A 16,863-nucleotide genomic window follows, 5' to 3' on the forward strand; every position below is an offset into this window, starting at 1 on the left:
CCCAGAGCGGCCTGAGAGGATCCCGCCATGGCCGACGACGCCCGCATCCGCCAGCGCGCCGGGGCGCCGCTCGTCGTGGGCGTCGGCGCCTCGAAGGGCGTGTCCGTCGACGAGGTGCTCGGCCTGATCGGGGCCGCCCTGTCGGACGCGGGCCTCGATCCGCTCGCCGTCGCCGAACTGGCCACCGTGGACGCCAAGTCGAGGGAGCCGGGCATCGTCGGGGCGGCGCGGAAACTCGGGGTGCCGCTCGTCGCGTACGCCGCCGACGAGCTCGCGACCGTCCCGGTGCCGCACGGCTCGGACGACGTATGCGCGGCCGTCGGGACCGGGTCCGTGGCGGAGGCCGCCGCCCTGGCCGGGGGCGGTGAACTGCTCGTCCCCAAGCGGAAGTCGAGCCCCGCGGGCCGTGCCGCCATGGCGACGTGTGCGATCGTACGTCGACCCCACCTCCGGCCGTTCGCCGACCGACGCGACGGACCCCCCACCAGGAGTGAAGCCATGTCCCTGCCCGCCACCGAGGCACAGCACGATCTGCGTCACCACGGTGACGCCGAGGTCCGCGACGACGGCGACGAGCTGACCGACCTCGCCGTCAATGTCCGCACCGGCACTCCCCCGCCCTGGCTGCGGGAGCGCATCGCCGACTCCCTGACCGGGCTCGCCGCCTATCCGGACGGGCGCTCCGCACGCGCGGCGGTGGCGGCGCGGCACGGGCTTGCGGTGGAGCGGGTGCTCCTTACCGCGGGTGCCGCGGAAGCGTTCGTGCTCCTCGCCCGCGCCCTGACGTTCCGTCATCCGGTGGTGGTGCACCCGCAGTTCACCGAGCCGGAGGCGGCGCTGCGTGATGCGGGGCACGAGGTGCGGCGGGTGCTGCTGCGGGCCGAGGACGGCTTCCGGCTCGACCCCGCGGCCGTCCCCGAGGAGGCAGACCTGGTGGTGGTCGGCAACCCGACCAACCCCACGTCCGTACTGCACCCGGCCGGCACACTGGCCCAACTCGCCCGGCCCGGGCGGACGTTGGTGGTGGACGAGGCGTTCCTGGACGCGGTGCCGGGCGAGCGCGAGGCCCTGGCGGGCCGCACCGACCTGCCCGGCCTGGTCGTACTGCGCAGCCTGACCAAGACGTGGGGCCTGGCGGGGCTGCGGATCGGTTACGTGCTGGCCGACCCGGAGACGATCTCCGCTCTCCAGCGGGCCCAGCCGCTGTGGCCGGTGTCGACCCCGGCGCTGGTCGCGGCGAGCGCCTGCATGGAACCCCGGGCGCTGGCGGAGGCCGAGGCGGCGGCGGTGCGGGGCGCCTCGGACCGGGCGCATCTGCTGGCCGGGCTTGCGGAGTTCGAGGAGGTGACGGTGGTGGAGCCGGCGGAGGGTCCCTTCGTGCTGGTACGGATCGGGGGCGCGGCGGAGGTCAGGGCGCGGCTGCGGGGGCTCGGCTTCGCGGCGCGGCGGGGCGACACGTTCCCGGGACTCGGCCCCGAGTGGCTCCGCCTGGCGGTCCGGGACCGCGCCACCACGAACCGCTTCCTCCAGGCCCTGGACCAGGCCCTGACCCTGACGACCCGCTGAGCCGGGGGGCCTGCCCCGGGGCTCTGCCCCAGACCCCGGGAGCGCCCCGCCCCGCCCCTCCCCGAAACCCGCCGGGGGTTGGGGTAGGGGCGAGGCCGGTTTCCTGCGGCTCTGCCCCGGACCCCGTTCGCGCCTGAAGGGCGCTCGTCCTCAAACGCCGGACAGGCTGCAGATGCCCAACCCGGCCAGGGGCGACCCAGCCAGGGGCGCGGGGAACTGCGCGACCAGCCACCCACGGCCCGCAGGCCGAAGGGGGCCCGGGGTGCGGCCCCGCGGGCGGGCGGCACCCCGGGCCCGGCAGGATCAGCCCCGCCCGCCCCGCGCCCGCGCGCGCATCCGGGTCAGCACCAGCGCCCCCGCGCCCCCCACGAGCAGCGCCCCCGCCCCTCCCGCGAGGTACGGCGTGGCAGAACTCCCCCCGGTCTCCGCCAATTTCGTATCCGATGCGACGCCCTGCGTCTTCACCGCCGTGGAGACAGGACCCGCCTCCGGGTCGGCCGCCGAGGCCGGGGCCGGCTTCGCGGGCACCTTCGGCGACTGACAGGTCGCCTCCGCAAGGGTGACCTCGCCCTTGACCACGGCGACGTTCAGATGGAGCGGGTTGACCGTGACCTTCAGCGCAAGGGCGACGGCCGCCGCGGTCCGCGAGGTGGTCGTGGCCTTCGACAGGTCGAGGCCCACCTCGCCGACCCCCGGCACCTGCACCCGCGTGGTCCCGCCCGCCGACAGCGTGACCTTCCTGCCGAGCACGGTCACCGCACCCAGCACATTCGACTTGGCGACCGGCGTGCGGCCCGCCTCGCAGACCGCGCTGGAGGTCACCTCCCGCACCTCGACGAGGGAGAGCAGCGGAAGCCCGGGCACGTGCAGCCGGGCGTTGACCAGCCGCGACGAGCCCTCCGCCTTCTTCGCGTCGACGCTCGCCCTGGCCGTGGCCACGTCCGCCTTCAGGACATCGACGGGCTGCCCGCCGCCGACCCCGTCCAGCTTCACGGTCAGCGCGGTCTTCTCCGCACCGGCCGGCGCCTGCACCTCGTTGAGCGTGGCCTTCAGCGGCACGTCGACGGCCTTGTTGAGCAGGGAGACGTCGAGCCCGGTGCGCAGCACGACGGCGCTCGCCCGGCCGCCTCCGTCGCCCTCGACGCCGGTCGCCCGCGCGGGCGCGGCGAGCAGCAGTGGCCCGGCGGCGAGCGCCACGCAGGCCGCGATCGCGGCGGAGCGGCGGCCGACCGGACGAGGTGCGGCCGGGCCGTTCACGGGCAGGCAGCAGGGCAGGCCGAAGTTGTTGCTGTTCAAAACGGTGGAACCCCCACAGGAGACATGGCAGTCCGGGCGCCCGCCACGGGGACTCGTGGGACTCCTGCGAATCGAGGGGCGCGCCGGCGACTTGGGACACCGAATCTTTACGCACGGAGAGTGAACTGGCGGTCACCTGGCGCGAGTTCACCCCAAAGGGTGGTTTCCGTTCCCATATTCGATTCCTCCGGCACAACACCCCCCTTCCGTCACCCCCGACACCGGCTCCCACCCCGTACGCCGCCCCACCACACCGGCGTACACATGAAGACCTTCAACGACCCAACCGCGCTCCGCGTAACGTCCGGTCAACCGGGCAACGTAAGCCGGGTCGCCGTCATCATGTCGACGTAGCGGCCGAGCGCCCGGGCGGGGCAGGCGTCAGCCGCTTCGGACTGCGGGCGCCGCTGTGGCTCGGCGTGGGGCTCGCCGCGCTCGGCATCCTCAGCCTGCTGCCCGAGCTGGCAGCCCGGCGGCGCACCCGCGAACTCCCGTCAGCGGACGTCGAGTTGATCCCCGTCAGCCCACAACGCGTCCGTTGAGCACGATCCGGCTCGGCGCGGCAAGCACCCGGACGTCCGCGCGCGGATCCTGGTCGTAGATCACCAGGTCCGCCGGTGCACCCTCTTCGAGGGCGGGGCGGCCGAGCCAGGTCCTGGCCCCCCAGGCCGTCGCGGAGAGCGCGTCGACCGGCGGGATGCCCGCCTTCACGAGCTCGGCGACCTCGGCGGCGACCAGGCCGTGGGCGAGCGAGCCGCCCGCGTCCGTGCCGACGAAGACGGGGATCCCGGCGTCGTAGGCCGAGCGCACCGTGTCGTAGCGGCGCTCGTACAACCGGCGCATGTGGGCGGCCCAGTCGGGGAACTTGGCCTCGCCGCCGTCGGCCATGTGCGGGAACGTGGCGATGTTGACCAGCGTGGGCACGATCGCGACGCCGCGCTCGGCGAACAGCGGGATGGTGTCCTCGGTCAGTCCTGTGGCGTGCTCGATGCAGTCGATGCCCGCCTCGACCAGGTCCCGGAGCGAGTCCTCGGCGAAGCAGTGCGCGGTGACCCGGGCGCCGAGCCGGTGGGCCTCGGCGATCGCGGCCTCGACCTCGCCGCGCGGCCAGCACGCGGTCAGGTCGCCCTCGTCGCGGTCGATCCAGTCGCCGACGAGCTTGACCCAGCCGTCGCCGCGCCGCGCCTCCTGGGCGACGTAGGCGACGAGGTCGCCGGGCTCGATCTCATGGGCGTAGTTGCGGATGTAGCGGCGGGTGCGGGCGATGTGCCGGCCCGCCCTGATGATCTTCGGCAGGTCCTCGCGGTCGTCGACCCAGCGGGTGTCGGAGGGCGAGCCCGCGTCACGGATCAGCAGCGTTCCGGCGTCGCGGTCGGTGAGGGCCTGCTTCTCGCTGACCTCGTCCGGTACGGGGCCGTGCTTGTCCAGCCCCACATGGCAGTGCGCGTCGACCAGGCCCGGCAGCGCCCAGCCGGTCACGGTGAGGGCCTCGCCCGGTGGCCGCTCGTAGGTGATCCGCCCGTCGACCGCCCACAGCTCGTCCCGTACGTCCTCGGGTCCCGCGAGGACGCGCCCCTTCACATGCAGCACCGTGCGATCGCTCATGGTCAGCACTGTACGAGGCGCTGGGTAGTCTCCCTCCAGAGGCTCGAACACCCCGACTTGACCGAAGAAGGCACCGCCGTGACACACCCGCTCCTGGACCTGGCCCCGCTCACCGCCGACCACTTCGCGGCGATCGAGCGCCGCGTGGCCGCCCTGCTCGACACCGGGCAGGACGTGGTGATCATGCAGGGCGAGGCGCTGCTCCCCCTGGAGGGCTGCATCCGCGGTGCCGCGCACCCCGGCTCCACCGCGCTGAACGTGGTGACCGGTCCGTACGGGCAGACCTTCGGCAACTGGCTGCGCGACTGCGGAGCCGAGGTGATCGATCTGGAGGTGCCGTTCCACGCGGCGGTCACCGCAGAGCAGATCGATCGCTCGCTCACCGAACACCCGGAGATCGATTTCGTTTCGCTCGTTCATGCGGAGGCGGCGACCGGCAATACGAACCCGGTCGCGGAGATCGGCGAGGTCGTGCGCCGGCACGGTGCCCTGTTCATGCTGGACGCGGTGGCCTCGGTGGCCGCCGAGCCGCTGCTCCCCGACGCCTGGGGCGTCGACCTGTGTGTGATCGGCGCGCAGAAGGCGATGGGCGGCCCGGCCGGCGTCTCGGCGGTCTCGGTCAGCGCCCGCGCCTGGGAGCGCATCGCTGCCAACCCGAACGCGCCGCGCCGCTCCTACCTCTCTCTCCTGGACTGGAAGCAGCGCTGGATCGACGGCGGCCGCAAGGCCCTGCTGCACGCGCCCGCGCAGCTGGAGATGCTGGCTCTTGAGGCATGCGTCGAGCGCATCGAGTCCGAGGGCCTGGACGCCGTGACGGCCCGGCACGCCTCGGCCGCCGCCGCGACCCGGGCGGGCGCCGTGGCGCTGGGCGGTGGGCTCGCCCCGTACGTCCACGAGGCCTCGGACGCCGCCCCGGTGGCCACAACTCTGCGTGCGCCGGAGGGAGTCGACGCCTCGGAGCTGGTCGCCAAGGCGCTCGCCTCCGACCCCTCGCTGCCGCTGATCGCCGGCGGCGGCGCGCTGGCCTCGACGATGATCCGGGTCAACCACTACGGCGTGGACGCCACCCGCGGCGTCGTGCAGTCCTCGCTCGCGGCGCTGGGTGCGGCGCTCGGCGAGTACGGAATCGCGGTGGACCTGGAAGCTGCCCGCAAGGCCGTTTCCGAAACCTGGTGACAAACCTGGGGGCACTTCTTCCGCGTTCCTCCGGGACGTAAAGCACAACTGAATTCCGCAAAACGTTCCACAAAACGGGAAGCTGCATATCCACCGCAGCTTCCCGTTTTCTTCTGCCCCGACTTCCCGACCTCAAACGCAAAGGTTTCAACAAGGTTCCAGGGCCGTCACAGGGGTGTGATCGACTCCACAACCCTGCCGTTTTGTCCGGTAATTCCCGGACAAAACGGTTCGCGCGCATGCTCGCGTGATAACACGAACGGCCTTCTGGCACACCCCCTCACGGGAATGCGATTTCAATTTCCGGTCGGTAAATTCCCTCGGCATGACCGCCGCGCAAACAGCAGTCCGTATCGAAAGCCCACGAGTGGAGGACGGAGCCGCGATCTGGCGCATCGCCCGTGACTCCGAGGTACTCGACCTCAACTCCTCGTACAGCTATCTGCTCTGGTGCCGCGACTTCGCCGGGACCTCCGCCGTCGCCCGGGACGAGGCCGGCGAGCCGATCGCGTTCATCACCGGCTACGTACGGCCCGAGCGCCCCAGCACCCTGGTCGTCTGGCAGGTCGCCGTCGACCACACCCACCGGGGCCACGGGCTCGCGGGACTGCTGCTCGAAGCGCTGACCGCGAAGGTCACCGCCTCGCACGGGATCACCGGCGTCGAGACGACGGTGTCGCCGGACAACATCCCCTCCGACCGGCTCTTCACCGCGTACGCCAAGCGGCGCGGCGCCGCCCTCGACCGTGAACTGCTCTTCGATGCGGGCCTGTTCCCCGACGACGGGCACCAGCCCGAAGTCCTCTACCGCATCGGCCCCCTCCACCCCCAGGGAGAATCGCTGTGACCATCACCCCGCCCGCCCTCAGTGTCTTCGAGTCGCTCGAATCGGAAGTACGCAGCTACTGCCGCGGCTGGCCCGCCGTGTTCGACCGCGCGCAGGGTGCCCGCCTCACCGACGAGGACGGCCACAGCTACCTGGACTTCTTCGCCGGGGCCGGCTCACTCAACTACGGCCACAACAACCCCGTACTGAAACGGGCGTTGATCGACTACATCGAACGGGACGGCATCACGCACGGCCTGGACATGGCGACGACCGCGAAACGGGCGTTCCTGGAGACCTTCCAGAACGTGATCCTGCGCCCGCGCGACCTGCCGTACAAGGTCATGTTTCCCGGCCCGACCGGCACCAACGCGGTCGAGGCCGCGCTGAAGCTGGCCCGCAAGGTGAAGGGCCGCGAGTCGATCGTCTCCTTCACCAACGCCTTCCACGGCATGTCGCTCGGCTCGCTCGCGGTGACCGGCAACGCCTTCAAGCGGGCCGGGGCCGGCATCCCGCTGGTGCACGGCACGCCGATGCCGTTCGACAACTACCTCGACGGCCGCGTGCCCGACTTCCTGTGGTTCGAGCGGCTCCTGGAGGACCAGGGCTCCGGCCTCAACAAGCCGGCCGCGGTGATCGTGGAGACCGTGCAGGGCGAGGGCGGCATCAACGTGGCCCGGCCCGAGTGGCTGCGTGCGCTCGCCGACCTGTGCCGACGGCGCGACATGCTGCTCATCGTCGACGACATCCAGATGGGCTGCGGCCGCACCGGCGCGTTCTTCTCCTTCGAGGAGGCGGGCATCGTGCCGGACATCGTCACCGTCTCCAAGTCGATCAGCGGCTACGGACTCCCCCTGTCGCTCTGCCTGTTCAAGGGCGAGCTCGACGTGTGGGAGCCCGGCGAGCACAACGGCACCTTCCGCGGCAACAACCCGGCGTTCGTCACCGCGACCGCCGCGCTGGACGCGTACTGGGCCGACGGCCAGATGGAGAAGCACACCCTGGCCCGCGGCGAGCAGGTCGAGCAGGCGCTGCTCGCGCTGTGCACCGAGCACGGCCGGCTCGGCGCGAGCTACCGGGGCCGTGGCCTGGTCTGGGGCCTGGAGTTCGCCGACCCGGCCCGCGCCTCCGAGGTCTGCGCCCGCGCCTTCGAACTCGGGCTGCTCCTGGAGACCTCGGGGCCGCAGAGCGAGGTGGTCAAGCTGCTTCCGCCGCTGACCATCACGCCCGAGGAACTCGACGAGGGCCTGCGGACGCTGGCCCGCGCGGTCGCCGCGACCGTCTGATCCCCCCTGCGCCCCAACTGACGTACCCGGCCCGGGCGCACAGCCTGCGCACACCGCACACACAGAAAGGCACCGACTCACCGTGCTAGTCCGCTCGTTCAAGGACATCGAGAACACCGACCGCCATGTGAAGGCCGCCTCCGGCACCTGGGAGAGCAAGCGGATCGTGCTCGCGAAGGAGAAGGTCGGCTTCTCCCTGCACGAGACCGTCCTGTACGCGGGCACCGAGACCTCCATGTGGTACGCCAACCACATCGAGGCCGTGCTGTGCACCGAGGGCGAGGCCGAGCTCACCAACGAGGAGACCGGCGAGACCCACTGGATCGCGCCGGGCACGATGTATCTCCTCGACGGCCACGAGCGCCACACCCTGCGCCCCAAGACCGACTTCCGCTGCGTCTGCGTCTTCAACCCGCCCGTCACCGGACGGGAGGACCACGACGAGAACGGCGTCTACCCCCTGCTGACCGAACCCGAGGAGGGCTGACCATGACCGCCCAGGATCTCTACCCCACCCGTGGCACCGCCGAGGTGATCACGCCCCGCCAGGACCCGGTCGTCTGGGGCCCGTCCGCCGGGCTCGAATCGTTCGAGCAGGACGGCTTCCTCGCGATCGAAGATCTGCTCACGGACGACGAAGTATCGCTCTATCGCTCGGAACTTGAGCGATTGATCGCCGATCCTTCGGTACGTGCCGACGAGCGGTCGATCATCGAACCGCAGTCGCAGTCCGTGCGTTCGGTCTTCGAGGTGCACCGGATCAGCGAGCTCTTCGGGCGGCTTGTTCACGACGAGCGGGTGGTGGGCACGGCCCGCCGGATCCTCGGCTCGGACGTGTACGTCCACCAGTCGCGGATCAACGTCAAGCCGGGCTTCGGCGCCTCGGGCTTCTACTGGCACTCGGACTTCGAGACCTGGCACGCCGAGGACGGCCTGCCGCGGATGCGGGCGGTCTCGGTCTCCATCGCGCTGACCGAGAACCACGACACCAACGGCGGCCTGATGATCATGCCCGGCTCGCACCGGGACTTCCTCGGCTGCGAGGGCGCCACCCCGAAGGACAACTACAAGAAGTCCCTCCAGATGCAGGACGCGGGGACGCCGTCCGACGAGGCACTCACCAAGATGGCCGACCGGCACGGCATCCGCCTGTTCACCGGCCGGGCGGGCTCGGCGACCTGGTTCGACTGCAACGCGATGCACGGCTCCGGGGACAACATCACCCCGTACCCGCGCAGCAATGTCTTCATCGTCTTCAACAGCGTGGAGAACGCGGCACAGGAACCCTTCGCGGCCCCGATCCGCCGCCCGGAGTTCATTGGGGCGAGGGACTTCACGCCGGTGCGGTGAGGACTCCCGGCCGGGGGTCCGGGGGTTGCCCCCGGGAGATACAGCATCGGGGCGAGGGACTTCACGCCGGTGCGGTGAGCGACTCCCGGGTGCGGCGGCATCGCTGCCGCACTCACCGTGCGCACAGAGATCGTTGGTACGGTCCCCCCATGTCCTTGGTCGATGAAACTTCGCGAACTCCCGTCACCGCCGCCGACGTCGAGCACGCCGTACGCCTTTCGGTGACCGCGCTGCGGGCCGGGCTCGCGGCGGACTGGGGCGTGCAGGCCGGAACGCTGGAGTGGGACTGCTGGGAGACCGTCGAGCACCTCTCGGACGATCTCTTCGCCTACGCGGTGCAGCTCGGTCCCGCCCAGCCGCCACTGGACGGCGAGGTGCCGTACCTGTGGGAGGCGAAACGTCCCGGCGGCCCCCGCAACGCGGTGCACGCCGATCGCTCGGCGGGGCCGGCCGGGCTCCTTCAGACCCTGGAGGCGAGCGGCGCCCTGCTCACCGCGATGGTCCGCACCACCTCGCCGGAGGTACGGGCGTACCACGGCTACGGCGTCTCGGACCCGGAGGGGTTCGGGGCGATGGGCATCGTGGAGACCCTGCTGCACACGCATGACGTGGCCGAGGGGCTCGGTCTCGCCTGGACCCCGCCCGCCGGTCTGTGCGACCGGGTGCTCGCCCGCCTCTTCCGGGACGTGCCGGACGACCCGGACCGCTGGCGGGTACTGCTCTGGGTCAGCGGCCGGGCGGACCTGCCGGGGCGGGCCCGCCCGGAGAAGTGGCGCTGGTACGGCGAGCCGGTCGGCTGACACCCGGCACTCGCACGGCGGGCCGCTCAGCCCTGGTGAAGCCACACGCTGAGCGGTCCGGTCGCGGTGAAGCCCGCGCGCAGCGCCGCGGCCAGGTCGTCGCCGCTCTCGTAGCCGACGACGGCGAGCCCCGGCCAGGCGCGGGCGACGGTGTCGAGACAGCCGGCCCAGGCGGCGTCCCGGTCACCGTCGACCGCGTACAGGTTGGAGATGCCCACCACCTGTCCGCTCCTGCTGGCGACCGCTCCCGCCACCATCCTTCCGTCCCCGTCACGTTCCGCGAGGAAGGTGTGGGCGGATTCGGCGAGCAGTGCCGGCGGGAAGAGCCCTGCACTGTCCCCGTCGGACCAGGCCCGCTCCCACTCGGCCAACTCACCCTCGGTACGCACGAGTTGCCAGCCCTTACCGGCGGCTTGCGGGGCCGGGCGGTGGATCCACTGCGCGTCGAAGAGCACCTCGAAGCCGTCGCCGGTCAGGTCGAGCCGGGCGAAGCTGTCCTTCACCGAGGCGCCCGGTGCCGCGAGATCGATACGGCCGACGATGTCGCGGGGCGAGGCCTCGGGGGTGAGCGTCACCGCGTCCGGATAGTAGAGCGGGGTTCTGCGCGGGCTGGTCCAGGCGTACGGTCCCGGCTCCCCCGCGATGCCGTGTGCGCGGCAGAGTGCGGCGCACCACTCGGCGTTGTTGCGGACGGCTTCGCGCACCGGCCCGGTGTTGCTCGTGTGCATGGTCACGGCCCGATACTGCATCGCACGCCCGGGCCGGGACCAGCGGATTTCACGCGTCGAGCGCCGGGTAGTCGGTGTAGCCGCGGTCGTCGCCGCCGAAGAACGTGGCGGGGTCGGGGGTGTTGTAGGGGCCGCCCGCCCTGAGCCGGGCCGGCAGGTCCGGGTTGGCGAGGAAGAGGGCGCCGTAGGAGATGAGGTCGGCGGTGCCGTCCTCGACGAGGGCGAGCGCGTCGGGCCCGGTCGGCCCTTCGGTCGCCGCGTTCAGGATGAACGTACCCGAGAACGACTTGCGCAGCTGAAGGGTGAACTCCCGCTGCTCCGGGCTGCCTTCGAGGACGTGCAGATAGGCGAGGCCCAGCGGTTCGAGGGCGGCGACGAGCGCGGTGTAGGTCGGCTGCGGCTCGGGCTCGGCGATGTCGTTGTACGGGTTGCCCGGCGAGAGGCGGATGGCGGTGCGCTCGGGGCCGATCTCGGCGACGACGGCCTTGGTGACCTCGACGGCGAAGCGGATGCGGCCTTCGACCGAGCCGCCCCAGCCGTCGGTGCGCACATTGGAGTTGGGCGCGAGGAACTGGTGGATGAGGTAGCCGTTGGCGCCGTGCAGCTCGACCCCGTCGAAGCCCGCCTCGACGGCGTTGCGGGCGGCGGAGACGAACTCGCCGATGGTGACCCGGATCTGGTCCTCGCTCAGCGCCTGCGGGGTGACGAACGGCTTCGGGCCCTCGTGGGTGTAGACCTGCCCGGCGGCGGCCACGGCGGACGGTGCCACGTTGATCAGCCCGTCGGGCAGCAGATCGGGGTGGCCGATCCGGCCCGCGTGCATCAGCTGGGCGAAGATCCGGCCGCCCTTGGCGTGCACGGCGTCGGTGACCTTGCGCCAGGCGGCGATCTGCTCGGCGCTGTGCAGTCCGGGGGTGTCGGGGTAGCCCTGGCCGACCACGGAGGGCTGGACGCCCTCGGTGATGACGAGCCCGGCGGAGGCGCGCTGGGCGTAGTACTCGGCCGTCGAGGAGGTCGGCGAGTTGCCCGGGCCATGGGCGCGGCTGCGGGTCATGGGCGCCAGGGCGATGCGGTTGGCGAGCCGGGTGCCGGCCAGGTCGATCGGGTCGAAAGCGGTGGTCACAACGGCCTCCAAGGAGACGTACAGGAAATATGTGGTCGGCCAAGTAATGGCGACGGGAGCCACTGTAACGCATTAATTGGCCGACCAAGGTAATCTTGGCGCATGACGTCCGAAGACCCCGCCTGTACCCAGTACTCCCGTCTGCCGAGCGCCGCCGCCTGCGGGCCGTTCAGCCATGCGGTCTCCCGGGTGGCCCGGCTGCACCGCATCGCCGCGGGCCGCCTGCTGCGCGCCATCGGGCTCTACCCGGGGCAGGAGTTCCTGATGATGCACCTGTGGGACGCGGGGGCGACCCGGCAGTCCGAGCTGATCAAGCTGCTCGAACTCGACCCGTCGACGGTCACCAAGATGCTCCAGCGCCTGGAGCAGGCGGGCTATGTGCGGCGCAGCCCGGACCCGAAGGACCGGCGAGCCTCGCTGGTCGAGTCGACCGAGGACGGCTTCGTACTCCACGAGCGGGTGAAGGCGGCCTGGAGCGAGCTGGAGGAACAGACCCTGACTGGCCTCGACCCGGCCGAACAGGCCGAGCTGGCACGGCTGCTGGGGAAGGTCGAGGCCAATCTGTGCCGCACGGCGGGCGACGAGGCCGGCTGCGGGAAGTGACACGTCCGGGGAGCCTCGGCTCCCCGGACGCACCCCGGGCTCAGCGGGCGGGCAGCAGGTCGAGCAGCCGGTCCACGTCCTCGGCCGAGGTGTAGAAGTGGAAGGCCGCGCGCAGGTTGCCCGCACGGTTGGAGAGTTCGATGCCCGCGCGGCTCAGCTCCTCCTGGCGGTGGCCGAGCCCGGGCACCGCCACGATCGCCGAGCCGGGCGCGGCCACCGGCTCGTATCCGAGCGGCGCGAGCCCCGCGCGGAAGCGGTCGGCGAGCGCGGTGTTGTGCGCGCGGATGCGTTCGGTGCCCAGCTCCTCGACGAGCGCGAGGGAGTAGCGGGCCCCGGTGTACGAGAAGAGGGCGGGGCTCTCGTCGAACCGCCGCGCGGAGTGGGCGAGCTCCTCGACCGGTCCGTAGCAGCTGTCCCAGGGATGCTCGCCGGCCACCCAGCCCGCGAAGACCGGGGTCAGGCCGCCGAGGTCGTCGGGGACGGTGAGGAAGGCGACCCCGCGCGGGGTGGTCAGCCACTTGAAGCCAACGGTCACCGTGAAGTCGTACGCGTCGGCGTCGACGGGGTACCAGCCCGCGCCCTGGGACACGTCGACCAGGGTCCGGGTGCCGTGGGCGCGGGCGGCCTCACCGATCGCGGCGAGGTCGGCGATGCGGCCGTCGGCGGACTGGACCGCACTGACCGCGACCAGGGCGGTACCCGGCCGCACCGCCTCGGCGAGCCGCTCCAGCGGGGCGGTGCGCACCTTCAGGTCGCGGCGCATGTGGAACGGGTTCACCACCGAGCTGAAGTCGGCCTCCGCGACGAGGACTTCGGCGCCTTCGGGCAGGGAGGCCGCGACGAGCCCGGTATAGACGGCGACCGACGCACCGGCCGCGACGCGCCGCACGGGCACGCCGGCGAGCCGGGCGTAGGTGGCGCGGGCCGCCTCCACGTCGCCGAACATGTCGGTCGGCGCCCCGGCGGCCGAGGCGGCCACGGCTTCGCCCATGGCCGCCACGGTCCGGGCGGGCAGCAGCCCGGTGCTCGCGGTGTTGAGGTAGGTGGTCTGCGGCGCGAACTCGCTGCGCGCGAGGGAGTCCAGTTCCATGACTCCACCCTGAATCCCCGCCCACCCCAAGTCAATTGGGCAAAATTGACTGAGACCCCTAAGCAACGCTTATGAAAGGGCCCTCAGCGGGGAACCTCGCACCCCTCGGGGCCGCAGGCCTCGGCGTCGCCCTCGACGATCTTCAAGGCCGGGGTGTGCGCCTGCCAGGCCTGCTCCAGAGCCTGTGTGAAGACCTCGGCGGGCTGGCCGCCGGAGATCCCGTACTTCCGGTCGAGCACGAAGAACGGGACGGCGTTGGCGCCGAGCTCGGCCGCCTCGCGCTCGTCCGCGCGCACCTCGTCGGCGTAGGCGTCCTCGTCGGCGAGCACCGTACGGACCTCGTCGGCGTCCAGACCGGCCGCGACCGCGATCTCGACCAGGACCTCGGCGTCGAAGACGGAGCGCTCCTCGGCGAAGTTGGCCCGGTAGGCGAGGTCGAGCAGTTCGCTCTGGCGGCCGCGCGCCTTGGCCAGGTGCAGGACGCGGTGGATGTCGAAGGTGTTGCCGTGGTCGCGGCCGTCGGCCAGGTAGCCCAGGCCCTCGGCGTGCGCGTTGGACGCGACGTGCGCCTCCATCTCACGGGCCTCCTCGATGGTGCGGCCGTACTTCTTGGCCAGCATCGGGATCACCGGGCCGATGTCGCCCTTGGGGCGGCTCGGGTCGAGCTCGAAGGAGCGGTGGACCACCTCGATGTCGTCGCGGTGGGCGAACTCCGCCAGGCCCTTCTCGAAGCGGGCCTTGCCGATGTAGCACCACGGGCAGGCGATGTCGCTCCAGATCTCGACGCGCATGTCACTTCTCTCAGTTTGTTGAAGGTCGTACGTTTTAGGCCAACGCGCGGGGTGCCCGACCCATTCCCGAGCGCGTCCGCCCAGGTCAGGCCGCCGGAGCCAGCCTGCTGAAGGTGGCCCGGTAGGCGCTCGGGGTGAGGCCGGTGCGCCGCACGAGATGGCCGCGCAGGGAGTCGGCGCTGCCCAGGCCGCTGGACTCGGCGACCTGGTCCATGGCGAGGGTGGTCGTCTCCAGGAGCTCCTTGGCCCGCTCGATGCGCTGGTGCAACAGCCACTGGAGCGGACTGACCCCGCTCTCGGCATGGAAGCGCCGGGTCAGGGTGCGCACGCTGACGCCCGCGTGCCGGGCCAGGTCGGTCAGGGTGAGCGGCTTGTCGAGGTTGCGCATCGCCCAGCCCCGGGTGTCCGCGCAGACCGTGCCGCGCTCGGCGGGCAGCGGGGTCTGGGTGAACTGGGTCTGCCCGCCCGGCCGCACCGGCGCGACCAGCGCCTGGCGGGCCACCGTGTTGGCGACGGCGGCACCGTAGTCGGTGCGGATGATGTGCAGACACAGGTCGATCCCGGCCGCATATCCGGACGAGGTCATGACATTGCCGTCCTGGACGTACAGGACGTCGCCCTTCAGATCGAGCGCCGGGTAGCGCCTGCCCAGTTCCTCGGCGAGTTCCCAGTACGTGGTGGCGCTGCGGCCGTCGAGCAGCCCGGCCTCGGCGAGCACGAAGGCGCCGCTGCAGATGGACGCGATGCGCACGCCCTCGGCGGCCGCCTTCGCGACCACGGCCACGGTGCGCGGGTCGGGCTCGTAGCGCTGTCCGGTCCCGGCGACGAGCACCGTATCGGCCCCCTCGACCGCGTCGAGCCCCCGCCCCACCGACAGATCGAGCCCACCGGTGGTGGCGATCGGCCCCGGGTCGGGCGTGCAGACGACCAGCTCGTACCCGGGCTCCCCCGCCACCTCGACCTTGCCGAAGAGCAGTTCGGGGATGGCGAGGTTGAACATCGAGACGGGCGAGGGCGCGATGACGGCGACCCGGTGCAGCGGCATGGCCAGAACCTCCGGACGTATGGCATTCAGGCCACTACTGTACGCGGCCGGCGCTCGCCAAGCTGGAGGCATGTCACCGAACACCGCACTCCAAGCCCCGCCCGCCGACCGCCAGTTGACCCCGAGGCCGCCGCGCGGGCCCTCCCCCGCCCTGACCCTCGCCGCCTCCCTGCTCGGCTTCGCGCTGATCACCCTGGACGCGTCCGTGGTGAACGTGGCGCTGCCCGCGATCGGCGACGACCTCGGCGGCGGCATGTCGGGCCTCCAGTGGGTGGTGGACGCCTACACGCTCGCGTTCGCCGCGCTGATGCTCTCGACCGGGGCCTTCGCCGACCGGATCGGCTCGGCGAAGGCGTACGCGCTGGGCACGGTGGTCTTCACCCTGGCCTCGGCGGCCTGCGGCCTGGCCCCGAACCTGGACGTACTGATCGGCGCCCGCGTCGTCCAGGGCGTGGCGGCCGCCGTGGTCCTGCCCGCCTCCCTCGCCCTGGTCCGCCAGGCGTATCCGGACCCGGCGCGGAGGGCCAGGGCGGTGGCACTCTGGGCTGCCGGGGGTTCGGTCGCCGTCGCGCTCGGCCCGGTCGCGGGCGGCGCGCTGACCACGGTGTGGGACTGGCGCGGCATCTTCTTCATCAACCTGCCCCTCGGCCTCGCGGCCCTCGCCCTGACCGCCCGCGCACCGCGCACCGAGCGCCGCCCCGCGCCGCTGGACCTGCCGGGCCAGCTGACGGCGGCGATCGCTCTGGCCGCACTCGCCTTCGCGGTGATCGAACAGGGCACGGTAAGGGTCGTGGCGGGCGCGGTGGCAGTGGCCGCGGGGGTGGCGTTCTGGCTGATCGAGCGCCGCGTCGCCCACCCCGTGGTGCCGCTCGGCCTGTTCCGCAACCGCACGGTGGTCGTCGCCATCGGCGCGGGCGCGGCGGCCAGCGTCGCGTTCTACGGGGTGATCTTCGTCTTCAGCCTGTACTTCCAGCGGGTGCGGGGGGAATCGGCCCTGACGGCCGGCCTGATGTTCCTGCCGATGACGGCACTGATCCCGGTGGTGAACGTGTTGTCGGGCAAGCTGTCGAACCGGTACGGGGCGCGGGTCCCGATGCTGGCCGGCCAACTCCTGTCCCTGGTGGGCCTGTTGGTCCTCCTTCTGGCCGACGAGCACACCCCCACGCTGCTCGCCGCGTTCCTGATGGTTCCGCTCGCGCTGGGCTGCGGCATCTCGGTGCCCGCGCTGACCGCGGCGATGATGGAGGCACTGCCGCAGGAGCGGGCGGGGCTGGCGGCGGGTGTCCTCAACGCGGGGCGGCAGGTGGCGGGGGCGCTGAGCATCGCGGTGTTCGGGACGCTGGTGGCGGGCGGGGGCGGGTTCGTGCCGGGCCTGCGGACGAGTCTGCTGGTCGCGGCGGGGCTGTTCGGCCTTTCGGCACTGGGCACCCTGCGTCTGCGGGCGAGGTAGCACACCCCTCCCCGCCCCTTCCCGAGACCCTCCGGGGGTGTGACTCGGCTGCGGCTCGCCGGTGGCCCTGGGGCTCCGCCCCAGACCCCTTTGTCGCGCCTCAAGGGCGCTCGTCCTCAAACTCCCCC

The 16,863-nt window shown here is 72.1% G+C and carries 16 protein-coding genes; 9 read left to right on the forward strand and 7 right to left on the reverse strand.

The features are described from left to right. Nucleotides 1-27: 27 nt before the first annotated feature. Nucleotides 28-1,566, forward strand: a complete 1,539-nt coding sequence (cobC, locus tag ABD346_RS07140; RefSeq protein WP_344373062.1) for an Rv2231c family histidinol phosphate aminotransferase CobC — start codon at nt 28-30, stop codon at nt 1,564-1,566. Between the two features lie 303 nt (nt 1,567-1,869). On the opposite strand, the gene ABD346_RS07145 is transcribed toward cobC, so the two are convergent. Together ABD346_RS07145 and ABD346_RS07150 are read right to left on the reverse strand one after the other, a co-directional pair. Next, nucleotides 1,870-2,862 carry an SCO1860 family LAETG-anchored protein gene (locus ABD346_RS07145; RefSeq protein WP_381227044.1) on the reverse strand — a complete coding sequence of 331 codons (993 nt, stop codon included), beginning with the start codon at nt 2,860-2,862 and terminating at the stop codon, nt 1,870-1,872. Between the two features lie 519 nt (nt 2,863-3,381). Further along, nucleotides 3,382-4,467 (reverse strand): amidohydrolase family protein, encoded by a 1,086-nt coding sequence (locus tag ABD346_RS07150; RefSeq protein ID WP_344373065.1) that lies wholly within the window; start codon nt 4,465-4,467, stop codon nt 3,382-3,384. Between the two features lie 78 nt (nt 4,468-4,545). Here ABD346_RS07150 and ABD346_RS07155 point away from each other — a divergent pair, with 78 nt between their 5' ends. The 6 genes from ABD346_RS07155 to ABD346_RS07180 all read left to right on the forward strand — a co-directional run bounded on the left by ABD346_RS07155 (nt 4,546) and on the right by ABD346_RS07180 (nt 9,905). Further along, nucleotides 4,546-5,643: a pyridoxal-phosphate-dependent aminotransferase family protein gene (locus tag ABD346_RS07155; protein ID WP_344373068.1), complete on the forward strand. Its 1,098-nt coding sequence runs from the start codon at nt 4,546-4,548 to the stop codon at nt 5,641-5,643. Nucleotides 5,644-5,968: 325 nt separating this feature from the next. After that, a complete protein-coding gene (gene ectA / locus ABD346_RS07160; protein WP_344373071.1) occupies nt 5,969-6,490 on the forward strand; it encodes a diaminobutyrate acetyltransferase in 522 nt (173 codons plus the stop codon). Further along, nucleotides 6,487-7,755, forward strand: coding sequence for a diaminobutyrate--2-oxoglutarate transaminase (gene ectB / locus ABD346_RS07165; RefSeq protein ID WP_344373074.1), 1,269 nt, complete (start codon nt 6,487-6,489; stop codon nt 7,753-7,755). The genes ectA and ectB overlap by 4 nt, the downstream gene beginning before the upstream one ends. An 82-nt stretch (nt 7,756-7,837) precedes the next feature. Then, a complete protein-coding gene (locus ABD346_RS07170) occupies nt 7,838-8,242 on the forward strand; it encodes an ectoine synthase (protein WP_189961302.1) in 405 nt (134 codons plus the stop codon). Nucleotides 8,243-8,244: 2 nt separating this feature from the next. Continuing rightward, entirely contained in the window at nt 8,245-9,105 is an 861-nt protein-coding gene (gene thpD / locus ABD346_RS07175) for an ectoine hydroxylase (protein WP_344373078.1), read from the forward strand. A gap of 149 nt (nt 9,106-9,254) precedes the next feature. Then, nucleotides 9,255-9,905, forward strand: a complete 651-nt coding sequence (locus ABD346_RS07180) for a hypothetical protein (RefSeq protein ID WP_344373081.1) — start codon at nt 9,255-9,257, stop codon at nt 9,903-9,905. Between the two features lie 26 nt (nt 9,906-9,931). Here the strand turns inward: ABD346_RS07180 and ABD346_RS07185 are convergent, their stop codons facing one another. Continuing rightward, complete coding sequence (locus ABD346_RS07185; protein ID WP_344373326.1) at nt 9,932-10,633, reverse strand: hypothetical protein; 702 nt, start codon at nt 10,631-10,633, stop codon at nt 9,932-9,934. 49 nt (nt 10,634-10,682) lie between these two features. After that, the gene (locus tag ABD346_RS07190) at nt 10,683-11,756 is read right to left on the reverse strand and encodes an alkene reductase (protein ID WP_344373084.1); all 1,074 of its coding nucleotides are present in this window, start codon (nt 11,754-11,756) and stop codon (nt 10,683-10,685) included. 102 nt (nt 11,757-11,858) lie between these two features. Here ABD346_RS07190 and ABD346_RS07195 point away from each other — a divergent pair, with 102 nt between their 5' ends. Continuing rightward, nucleotides 11,859-12,359 (forward strand): MarR family winged helix-turn-helix transcriptional regulator, encoded by a 501-nt coding sequence (locus ABD346_RS07195; RefSeq protein ID WP_189961299.1) that lies wholly within the window; start codon nt 11,859-11,861, stop codon nt 12,357-12,359. Between the two features lie 40 nt (nt 12,360-12,399). Here the strand turns inward: ABD346_RS07195 and ABD346_RS07200 are convergent, their stop codons facing one another. The 3 genes from ABD346_RS07200 to ABD346_RS07210 form a co-directional block, all read right to left on the reverse strand. Further along, on the reverse strand, nt 12,400-13,449 hold the full coding sequence (locus ABD346_RS07200) for an aminotransferase class V-fold PLP-dependent enzyme (protein WP_344373089.1): 1,050 nt from the start codon (nt 13,447-13,449) through the stop codon (nt 12,400-12,402). Between the two features lie 83 nt (nt 13,450-13,532). After that, complete coding sequence (locus tag ABD346_RS07205; RefSeq protein WP_344373092.1) at nt 13,533-14,240, reverse strand: DsbA family oxidoreductase; 708 nt, start codon at nt 14,238-14,240, stop codon at nt 13,533-13,535. Between the two features lie 85 nt (nt 14,241-14,325). Continuing rightward, nucleotides 14,326-15,285 carry a GlxA family transcriptional regulator gene (locus ABD346_RS07210; RefSeq protein ID WP_344373095.1) on the reverse strand — a complete coding sequence of 320 codons (960 nt, stop codon included), beginning with the start codon at nt 15,283-15,285 and terminating at the stop codon, nt 14,326-14,328. A gap of 70 nt (nt 15,286-15,355) precedes the next feature. On the opposite strand from ABD346_RS07210, the gene ABD346_RS07215 reads away from it, so the two are divergent. Next, nucleotides 15,356-16,735 carry an MFS transporter gene (locus ABD346_RS07215; protein ID WP_344373098.1) on the forward strand — a complete coding sequence of 460 codons (1,380 nt, stop codon included), beginning with the start codon at nt 15,356-15,358 and terminating at the stop codon, nt 16,733-16,735. The last annotated feature ends 128 nt before the right edge of the window (nt 16,736-16,863 follow it).

This window comes from Streptomyces mauvecolor (assembly GCF_039532965.1).
GTDB lineage: Bacteria > Actinomycetota > Actinomycetes > Streptomycetales > Streptomycetaceae > Streptomyces > Streptomyces violascens.

Bases quoted from the DNA above. Each gene is read 5' to 3' on its own strand.
- cobC (WP_344373062.1), top strand. From the start codon at position 28: ATGGCCGACGACGCCCGCATCCGCCAGCGCGCCGGGGCGCCGCTCGTC.
- ABD346_RS07150 (WP_344373065.1), bottom strand. From the start codon at position 4,467: ATGAGCGATCGCACGGTGCTGCATGTGAAGGGGCGCGTCCTCGCGGGA.
- ectA (WP_344373071.1), top strand. From the start codon at position 5,969: ATGACCGCCGCGCAAACAGCAGTCCGTATCGAAAGCCCACGAGTGGAG.
- thpD (WP_344373078.1), top strand. From the start codon at position 8,245: ATGACCGCCCAGGATCTCTACCCCACCCGTGGCACCGCCGAGGTGATC.
- ABD346_RS07180 (WP_344373081.1), top strand. From the start codon at position 9,255: ATGTCCTTGGTCGATGAAACTTCGCGAACTCCCGTCACCGCCGCCGAC.
- ABD346_RS07185 (WP_344373326.1), bottom strand. From the start codon at position 10,633: ATGCACACGAGCAACACCGGGCCGGTGCGCGAAGCCGTCCGCAACAAC.
- ABD346_RS07195 (WP_189961299.1), top strand. From the start codon at position 11,859: ATGACGTCCGAAGACCCCGCCTGTACCCAGTACTCCCGTCTGCCGAGC.
- ABD346_RS07200 (WP_344373089.1), bottom strand. From the start codon at position 13,449: ATGGAACTGGACTCCCTCGCGCGCAGCGAGTTCGCGCCGCAGACCACC.
- ABD346_RS07205 (WP_344373092.1), bottom strand. From the start codon at position 14,240: ATGCGCGTCGAGATCTGGAGCGACATCGCCTGCCCGTGGTGCTACATC.
- ABD346_RS07210 (WP_344373095.1), bottom strand. From the start codon at position 15,285: ATGCCGCTGCACCGGGTCGCCGTCATCGCGCCCTCGCCCGTCTCGATG.
- ABD346_RS07215 (WP_344373098.1), top strand. From the start codon at position 15,356: ATGTCACCGAACACCGCACTCCAAGCCCCGCCCGCCGACCGCCAGTTG.